Consider the following 7933-nt stretch of genomic DNA (forward strand, 5'->3'; position numbering starts at 1 on the left):
GCCCCTTCGTCTCCGATGCCGAGGTCGAGAAGGTCGTCGCGCATCTGAAGACGCAAGGCCGGCCGCAATATCTCGACGCCGTCACCTCCGAGGAGGACGAGGCGGGCGAGGAGGCCGAGGACGGCGCCGTCTTCGACAAGACCGGCATGGGCCAGAGCGATTCCGACGACCCCTACGAGCAGGCCGTCGCCGTCGTCCTGCGCGACAAGAAGGCCTCCACCTCCTACATCCAGCGCCGCCTCCAGATCGGCTACAACCGCGCCGCATCCATCATGGAGCGCATGGAAAACGAAGGCATCGTCGGTCCCGCAAACCACGCCGGAAAACGGGAAATCCTGGTGGATGGCGTGAGCCACGGCGCTTTCGACGAGGGAGAGTAACGCTTCCGCGTCATTGCGAGAAGCGCAGCGGCGAAGCACTTCAGGGGGCCGGGGCGGAACACTCCAACCCAGTCCCCTGGATTGCTTCGCTTCGCTCGCAACGACGGACTCGGGATAGGCTTTAACCCGCGATGACGCCCTTGCGGAGCAGGAAGCAGCCATAGGGCCGGGCATCGCCGACCTGCACGACGCCGAACGCTTTCCGCGCCGCCTCGTAGAAGGCGAAGCGCTCGATGCCAGGCAGCGTATCGGCGCCGAGCCCAGCGGCGGCGACCTCCGCCGCGACCTCCTGCTGCACCACCGGCACGGCGGCGGCATCGCCGACCACCAGCATGCGGCGGATCGGGTTGGGCTCGAAATCGTCGATCGGCAGTACGGTGAGAATGGCGCGCACGGCCCGCGCCATGGTCAGCCCCGGAAGCCGCACGATGCGGCCGGTGGTGGTGGCGCGCGCGATCGTCTCGGCCGGGTGGTTGGCATCGACCACGGCGAGATCGTCGCCATGGCCCATGGCGGCGAGCAGCCAGAGCAGATCCGGGCCGAGAACGGGATCGATCGATTTCAGCATGAGGGCACCGGAGCGTGGGCAGGGATGAGCCCCTCGGCGCGCAGGTCGCTCCAGAGCGCGGCAGGGACAGGGCGGGCGACCAGCGCGACATTGCGCTCGATTTCGGCCGGGGTCACGGCGCCGAGGACGACGGTCGCGACCGCCGGGTGGGCGGTGGCGAAGGCCAGCGCAGCCTGCGGCAGGGCGACGTCATGGGCGGCGCAGACAGCCTCGATGCGCGCGACTCTGGCGATAATCTCCGGCGGTGCCGGCTTGTAGTTGTAATGCGCGCCGGGCCTCGCACCCGTCGCGAGGATGCCCGAATTGAAGACGCCCGCCAGCATCACCGCGATCCCCTTTTCCAGCGCCAGCGGCAGGAAACCGTCCAGCGCACCCTGCTCCAGCAGAGAATAGCGGCCGGCGAGCATCATCACGTCGAAATCGCCGGCGCGGGCGAAGCGCTCGCACATCGCAGCCTCGTTGACGCCGACACCGATCGCCTTGACCGTGCCCTCGGCGCGCAGGCGATCCAGCGCCCGATAGGCGCCCTCCATCGCCTCGGCGAAGCGCTGCTCCATCATTGAGCCATGCGTCCAGACATCGACGTCGTGGATCAGCAGAATGTCGACATGGTCGGTGCCCAGCCTGAGCAGGGACTGCTCCAGCGAGCGCATGGCGCCGTCATAGGAATAGTCGATCACGGCCGGGTGCGGCAGGCCGCCGGCATAGCCGGAACCGTCGGTCTTCGGCGCGCCGGGCTGCATCCAGCGGCCGACCTTGGTGGAGAGGATGACGCTGTCGCGCCTGACTTGGCGCAGGGCCGCGCCGATCCGGTGCTCGGACAGGCCGTGGCCATAGAGCGGCGAAGTGTCGATCAGGGAAATACCGGCGGCCAGCGCGGCGGCGACAGTGTCCTGCGCCATCGCCTCGTCGAGATGGCCGTAGAGGTCTCCGAGCGGCGCGCCGCCGAAGCCGATCAGGCTGGGCCGCAATCCCCCGATCGGCCGGCCTTGCGGCATGGCGATGTCGGCAGTTTCGGTCGTCATGGCGCCCTCCCGCGACCATCACGCGGTGGGAGCCGGCGATGATGCCTTTTCTTGGCCGCTCATCGGATCGGACCGATGGGCGGCGAGGCGCGCATCTGAAGAGGGTTCGCCGCGAAAATCAACCGCCGCCGCCAGCTGTGCCACCCCAACGAAAAAGACCGGGCCCGAGGGCCCGGCCGATCGATCGCGAGGCCGGCGAGCCGGTCTTACTCGGCCGGCACCGGCGAGGGCGTCGGCAGCGGAATGCCGTCCTCGTCGGTGACCTTGGCGCCGTGGAGCGCGGCGTTCAGGCGGGCGACGTCGAGCTCGCCTTCCCAGCGGGCGACGACGATGGTCGCCACCGCGTTGCCGATGAAGTTGGTGACGGCGCGGCACTCGGACATGAAGCGGTCGATGCCGAGGATCAGCGCCATGCCGGCGACCGGCACGGTCGGGACGACCGAGAGCGTGGCGGCGAGGGTGATGAAGCCGGCGCCGGTGATGCCGGCCGCGCCCTTCGAGGAGAGCATGGCGACGAGCAGCAGCAGGACCTGGTCGCCGAGCGGCAGGTGGATGTCCATCGCCTGGGCGATGAACAGGGCGGCCAGCGTCATGTAGATGTTGGTGCCGTCGAGGTTGAAGGAATAGCCGGTGGGGACGACGAGGCCGACGACCGAGCGCTTGCAGCCCGCCGCTTCCATCTTCTCCATCAGGCTCGGCAGCGCCGCTTCCGAGGATGAGGTGCCGATCACCAGCAGGATCTCTTCCTTGATGTAGCGGATCAGGGCGAAGATCGAGAAGCCGTTATACTTGGCGACCGCGCCGAGGATCACGACGATGAAGATCGCGGCGGTGAGGTAGAAGGTGCCGATCAGCATGGCGAGATTGGCGATGGAGCCGATGCCGTAGCGGCCGATGGTGAAGGCCATCGCGCCGAAGGCGCCGATCGGGGCGGCCTTCATCAGGATCGAGACCAGCTTGAAGATCGGGGCCGAGAGCGACTGCAGGATGTCGAGAACCGGCTTGCCGCGCTCGCCGACCATGGCCAGCGACAGGCCGAACAGGACCGAGAAGAACAGCACCTGGAGGATGTCGCCCGAGGCGAAGGCGCCGACGATGGTGTCGGGGATGATGTTGGTCAGGAAGCCGACGATCGAGGCGTCATGCGCCTTTGCGGCATAGGACTGCACGGCCTTGGCGTCGAGGCTGGCCGGATTGATGTGCAGGCCCGACCCCGGCTGGATGACGTTGGCGACGACGAGGCCGACGATCAGCGCCAGCGTCGAGAAGCAGAGGAAATAGATCATCGCCTTGCCGGCGACGCGCCCGACCTTCTGCATGTCGCTCATGCCGGCGATGCCGGTCGAGACGGTGAGGAAGATCACGGGAGCGATGATCATCTTGACGAGCTTGATGAAAGCGTCGCCGAGGGGCTTGAGGGCCGTGCCCTGCTCCGGCCAGAAATGGCCGAGCAGGATGCCGGCCGCGATGGCGGCGAGCACCTGCACATAGAGCTGCTGGTGGAGCTTCTTGCGACGTACGGGTGCGCCCGGCTGGAGCGGGAGAGCGGCGGCCATGATTTCCTCCGAAGACCTGTTGTTGCTTGACACTCACCGTTGCGTTCGCAACCAGCGTGCCAACCACCAGGCCCCGGTCAAAATCGTTTCATTTCAAACAGTTCACACGAAATTCATTCATCATGACCTTGCTTTTTGTGCGGCTTTTCGCACAGCCCCGGCTTGATCGAGGCGAAATTCCGCCCATAGTAAGGCATGGACCCGACCCGATCCCCGAGGCATGGCGGCGGCCGCGTCTGGCTCGCTTTCGCGCTGGGCGCGGCCATTCTGTTCGGGGTGGGCCTGATCGCCGCCGCCGATATCGGCCGGGGCCGGGCGATCGAGGCGACCCGGCTGCGGGCCGAGGACGCCACGACGCTGGCCATCGCCGTGCTGCGCGGCGAGTTGGAGAAACAGCGCGCCCTGCCCGCGATCCTGGCGCGCGACCCCGATGTGAGCGCGGCCCTGACGGGCGGGGACCGCCATGCGCTGGACCTGAAATTTGGCGCGATCGCCGCGGAGACGCGCACGGCGGTGATCTATCTGCTGGACGCCGCAGGACTGACGATCGCCGCCAGCAACTGGGATGAGCCGACCAGCTTCGTCGGCAACGACTACGCCTTCCGCGACTATTATCTCACCGCGCTGCAGAAGGGCTCGGCCGAGCAGTTCGCACTCGGTACGGTGAGCAAGCGCCCGGGGCTCTACATCACCGCCCGCGTGGCCGATGGCGATGGCAAGGCGCTCGGAGTCATCGTTGTCAAGGCCGAGTTCGAGCGGGTGGAGGCCGATTGGGGCGCACTGGGCGGGACGATCTATGTCGCCGATGGGCGCGGCGTGGTGCTGCTTTCCACCGAGCCGGACTGGCGCTTCCGCGTCGAACGGCCCCTCGACGAGGCGACCCAGGCCGAGATCCGGCGCTCGCTGCAGTTCGGCGGGGCGCCGCTGGTTCCTCTGCCGCTCGGCTTCGACGGGGAGCTGGTGCATCGCAGCGGGGCCGGCCGGGGCGCCAATGTCCGCACCCAGCGCGCCGTCGCCACCACCGGATGGACGCTGGACATGCTGCTGCCCGTCGGCGAGGCGGTGCGCAGCGAGCAGTCGCGGCTGCAATCCTTCGTCGCGCTGGCGCTGATCGTTGGGCTGAGCGGAGCGGCCCTGCTGCTGCGGCGGCGCCAGCAGGCCGATCTGCGCCTGCAGCGGGCGGCCGAGGCCAAGGCCGAGCTGGAGAACCGCGTGGCGGAGCGAACCGCCGCGCTCGCCGGCAGCAATGCGCGCCTCAAGGCCGAGATCGGCGAACGCGCCCGCGCGCAGGAGCGCCTGGCCGATATGCGAGAGGAACTCGCCAAGGCGAACCGGCTCGCCACGCTGGGCCAGGTCACCGCCGGCGTCGCGCATGAGATCAACCAGCCGCTGGCGGCGCTGCGGACCTATGCCGAAAATGCCCGCACCTTCGTGGGACGGCGCGAGCGCGAGCAGGCCGAGAGCGCGCTCGGCAAGGTGATCGGGCTGACCGAGCGGATCGGGCACATCACCGACACGCTGCGCGGCTTCGCGAGGCGCGGCGGGCGGGCGCTCGAACCGGTGAGCCTCGAGGAGGCGATCGCGGGCGCGCTGATGATCCTCGATTCCGCCTTGCGCCAGGCCGCGATCACGCCGCGGATCGACGCGGTGTCGCCGCGGCTGCAGGTGATGGCGCGCCATGTCGAACTGGAGCAGGTGCTGGTCAACCTGCTGCGCAATGCGGTGGAGGCTATCGAGACGCTGCCGCAGCGGCCCGGGGCGCCGCTGGTCGCCATCGGCGTGGTGGAGGAGCCCGACCGTGTGATCGTCACCGTGGCCGATCGCGGACCGGGGCTCGACGAGGCGGCGGTCGCGGCCCTGTTCACGCCCTTCCGCTCCTCCAAGCCGCGCGGGCTCGGCCTCGGCCTGATCATCTGCCAGGACCTCGTCGCGTCCTTCGGCGGCACGCTGACCGCGGCGGGTCGGCCCGGAGAAGGCTGCAGCTTCACCATCACCCTCAGGAGGGCACCATGACCGGCCCTGCCAGCCTCGCCGGCTGCGACATCGCCTTCGTCGACGACGATGCCGATCTGCGCGAGGCGAATGTTCAGGCGCTGCAGCTGGCCGGCTTCACCGTCGCGCCGTTCGGAGCCGCGCCCGCGCTGCTGGCCGAAATCGACACCGGCTTCGGCGGGGCGGTGGTGACCGATGTACGCATGCCGGGCATGGACGGAATCGAACTCTTTCGCCGGCTCAAATCGCTCGACGCCGATATCCCGGTCGTCCTGATCTCTGGCCATGCCGATGTCGCCATGGCGGTCGATGCCATGAGCGAAGGGGCCTATGACTTCATCGCCAAACCGTTTCCGGGCGAGAGGCTGGTGGAGACGCTGCGGCGCGCGGTGGAAAAGCGGCGCCTCGTCGTCGAGAACCGGCGCCTGAAGCTGCTCGCCGCCGCGACCGAGGAGGATGGCGGGCTGATCGGCGAGACGCCGGCCATGGTGCGGCTGCGCCAGATGCTGCGCGACCTCGCCGATGTCGATGTCGACGTGCTGGTGCTGGGCGAAACCGGCACGGGCAAGGAGGTGGTCGCCAACCAGCTGCATCGCCTCGGCCGGCGCCGGACGAAGCCCTTCGTGGCGCTGAACTGTGGCGCGCTGCCGGAAAACGTGATCGAGGGCGAGCTTTTCGGCTTCGAGGCCGGCGCCTTCACCGGGGCGCAGAAGAAGCGCATCGGGCGCATCGAGCATTCCAGCGGCGGCACGCTCTTCCTCGACGAGCTGGAGAGCATGCCGCTGGCGGCGCAGGTCAAGCTGCTGCGGGTGCTGGAGGGGCGGGAGGTGGCGCCGCTGGGCTCAAACGAGCTCAGGCCGGTCGATCTGCGCGTCGTCGCCGCGACCAAGCTCGACCTCGGCGACCCGGCCCAGCGGCGCGATTTCCGCGAGGACCTGTATTACAGGCTCAACATCGTCACGCTGCGGCTGCCCCCGCTGCGGGAGCGCCGGGCAGATATCCCGCTGCTCTTCGGCCATGTGCTCGGCCGGGCGGCGCGCAAGTTCAATCGCGAGGTGCCTGCGCTGGACCGGGCCGTGGAGCGGCATCTGAAGGAGAGCGACTGGCCGGGCAATGTCCGCGAGCTGGTGCATTTCGCCGAGCGCGTGGTGCTGGGGCTGACGGGCGACCTCGCCCTGCCGGAGCCGGCGGCGGGCGGAAACGCGCTCAGCCTGCCGGAGCGGCTCGGCCTGATCGAAGCGGATCTGATCAAGGAGGCGCTGGAGGCCCATCGCGGCGATGTGCGCGCCACGCTGGAGGCGCTGCGCATCCCGCGCAAGACCTTCTACGACAAGCTCGCGCGCTACGGGATTTCGCGCTCGGCCTTCGAGGAGCGTTGAGCCGCACCGGGCCCCCTTAACCCTCGCCGCAGCCCGTCGCGACCCCGCCTTTCGGCCCCCTGTTCCTCGCTTGCGAGTTTCACTAAGACTAGCGCCAAGGCAGCCGGCGGGCGGATGTTCCGCGGAGTTGCCGATCGCACAGGGCCGCCTTGCCGGAGGGGTGAGGCGGTGCCCAGGGAGACACCCATGAAAAAAATTCTTCTGGCGACGCTGTCGGCCTCGGCGCTGATGGCGGCCTCGCCGCTGATGGCGAAGACGCTCGTCTACTGCTCGGAAGGCAGCCCCGAGAACTTCGCCCCGAGCGTCAACACCACCGGCACCTCCTTCGACGCCAACACGCAGATCTACGACACGCTGGTGCAGTTCGAGCGCGGCGGCACCAAGGTCCAGCCGGCGCTGGCGGAAAAGTGGGACATCTCGGCCGACGGCCTGACCTACACCTTCCACCTGCGCAAGGGCGTGAAGTGGCACTCGACCCGCGCCTTCAAGCCGACGCGCGACTTCAACGCCGACGACATCCTGTTCATGATCGAGCGGCAGTGGAAGGAAGACCACCCGTTCTTCAAGGTGACGAGCTCCAACCACTCCTACTTCAACGACATGGGCATGCCCAAGCTCCTGAAGTCGGTCGAGAAGGTGGATGACTACACGGTCAAGATCACGCTCAACCAGCCGGAGGCGCCGTTCCTCTCCGACCTCGCGATGCAATATGCCAGCGTGCAGTCGAAGGAATATGCCGATGCGATGCTGAAGGCCGGCACGCCGGAGAAGATCGACCAGGATCCGGTCGGGACCGGACCGTTCTACCTCGTGCAGTACCAGAAGGATGCGATCATCCGCTACAAGGCCTTCCCGGAATACTGGGCCGGCAAGGCCAAGATCGACGATCTCATCTTCGCGATCACGCCGGATGCGTCGGTGCGCTGGGCCAAGCTCCAAAAGGGCGAATGCCATGTCATGCCCTATCCGAACCCGGCCGATCTCGATGCGATGAAGAAGGACGCCAATGTCCAGATCCTCGAGCAGCCCGGCC

The 7933-nt window shown here is 68.2% G+C and carries 7 protein-coding genes; 4 read left to right on the plus strand and 3 right to left on the minus strand.

Annotated features, from left to right (window positions below; all coding sequences use genetic code 11):
- Nucleotides 1-380: DNA translocase FtsK (locus tag ACOJTB_RS12815; protein ID WP_420102911.1), on the plus strand; the 380-nt coding region annotated here is incomplete at its 5' end.
- Between the two features lie 121 nt (nucleotides 381-501).
- On the opposite strand, the gene ACOJTB_RS12820 is transcribed toward ACOJTB_RS12815, so the two are convergent.
- The 3 genes from ACOJTB_RS12820 to ACOJTB_RS12830 all read right to left on the minus strand — a co-directional run bounded on the left by ACOJTB_RS12820 (nucleotide 502) and on the right by ACOJTB_RS12830 (nucleotide 3529).
- On the minus strand, nucleotides 502-948 hold the full coding sequence (locus tag ACOJTB_RS12820) for an RbsD/FucU family protein (RefSeq protein ID WP_420102912.1): 447 nt from the start codon (nucleotides 946-948) through the stop codon (nucleotides 502-504).
- Entirely contained in the window at nucleotides 942-1973 is a 1032-nt protein-coding gene (locus ACOJTB_RS12825; RefSeq protein ID WP_420102913.1) for an aldo/keto reductase, read from the minus strand. Before ACOJTB_RS12825 ends, ACOJTB_RS12820 begins: the two co-directional genes overlap by 7 nt.
- Before the next feature lie 206 nt (nucleotides 1974-2179).
- The gene (locus ACOJTB_RS12830) at nucleotides 2180-3529 is read right to left on the minus strand and encodes a dicarboxylate/amino acid:cation symporter (protein ID WP_420102914.1); all 1350 of its coding nucleotides are present in this window, start codon (nucleotides 3527-3529) and stop codon (nucleotides 2180-2182) included.
- A 195-nt stretch (nucleotides 3530-3724) separates the two neighbouring features.
- On the opposite strand from ACOJTB_RS12830, the gene ACOJTB_RS12835 reads away from it, so the two are divergent.
- From ACOJTB_RS12835 to ACOJTB_RS12845, 3 genes are all read left to right on the plus strand, one after another.
- The gene (locus ACOJTB_RS12835; RefSeq protein WP_420102915.1) at nucleotides 3725-5542 is read left to right on the plus strand and encodes a sensor histidine kinase; all 1818 of its coding nucleotides are present in this window, start codon (nucleotides 3725-3727) and stop codon (nucleotides 5540-5542) included.
- Nucleotides 5539-6900 (plus strand): sigma-54-dependent transcriptional regulator, encoded by a 1362-nt coding sequence (locus ACOJTB_RS12840; RefSeq protein ID WP_420102916.1) that lies wholly within the window; start codon nucleotides 5539-5541, stop codon nucleotides 6898-6900. The genes ACOJTB_RS12835 and ACOJTB_RS12840 overlap by 4 nt, the downstream gene beginning before the upstream one ends.
- A gap of 186 nt (nucleotides 6901-7086) precedes the next feature.
- A partial coding sequence (locus tag ACOJTB_RS12845) for an ABC transporter substrate-binding protein (RefSeq protein WP_420102917.1) occupies nucleotides 7087-7933 on the plus strand: 847 nt, incomplete at its 3' end.

Source organism: Allobosea sp., from assembly GCF_048595345.1.
GTDB lineage: Bacteria > Pseudomonadota > Alphaproteobacteria > Rhizobiales > Beijerinckiaceae > Allobosea.

Coding starts and splice junctions, on each gene's coding strand:
- ACOJTB_RS12820 (WP_420102912.1), bottom strand. CDS start 948: ATGCTGAAATCGATCGATCCCGTTCTCGGCCCGGATCTGCTCTGGCTG.
- ACOJTB_RS12825 (WP_420102913.1), bottom strand. CDS start 1,973: ATGACGACCGAAACTGCCGACATCGCCATGCCGCAAGGCCGGCCGATC.
- ACOJTB_RS12830 (WP_420102914.1), bottom strand. CDS start 3,529: ATGGCCGCCGCTCTCCCGCTCCAGCCGGGCGCACCCGTACGTCGCAAG.
- ACOJTB_RS12835 (WP_420102915.1), top strand. CDS start 3,725: ATGGACCCGACCCGATCCCCGAGGCATGGCGGCGGCCGCGTCTGGCTC.
- ACOJTB_RS12840 (WP_420102916.1), top strand. CDS start 5,539: ATGACCGGCCCTGCCAGCCTCGCCGGCTGCGACATCGCCTTCGTCGAC.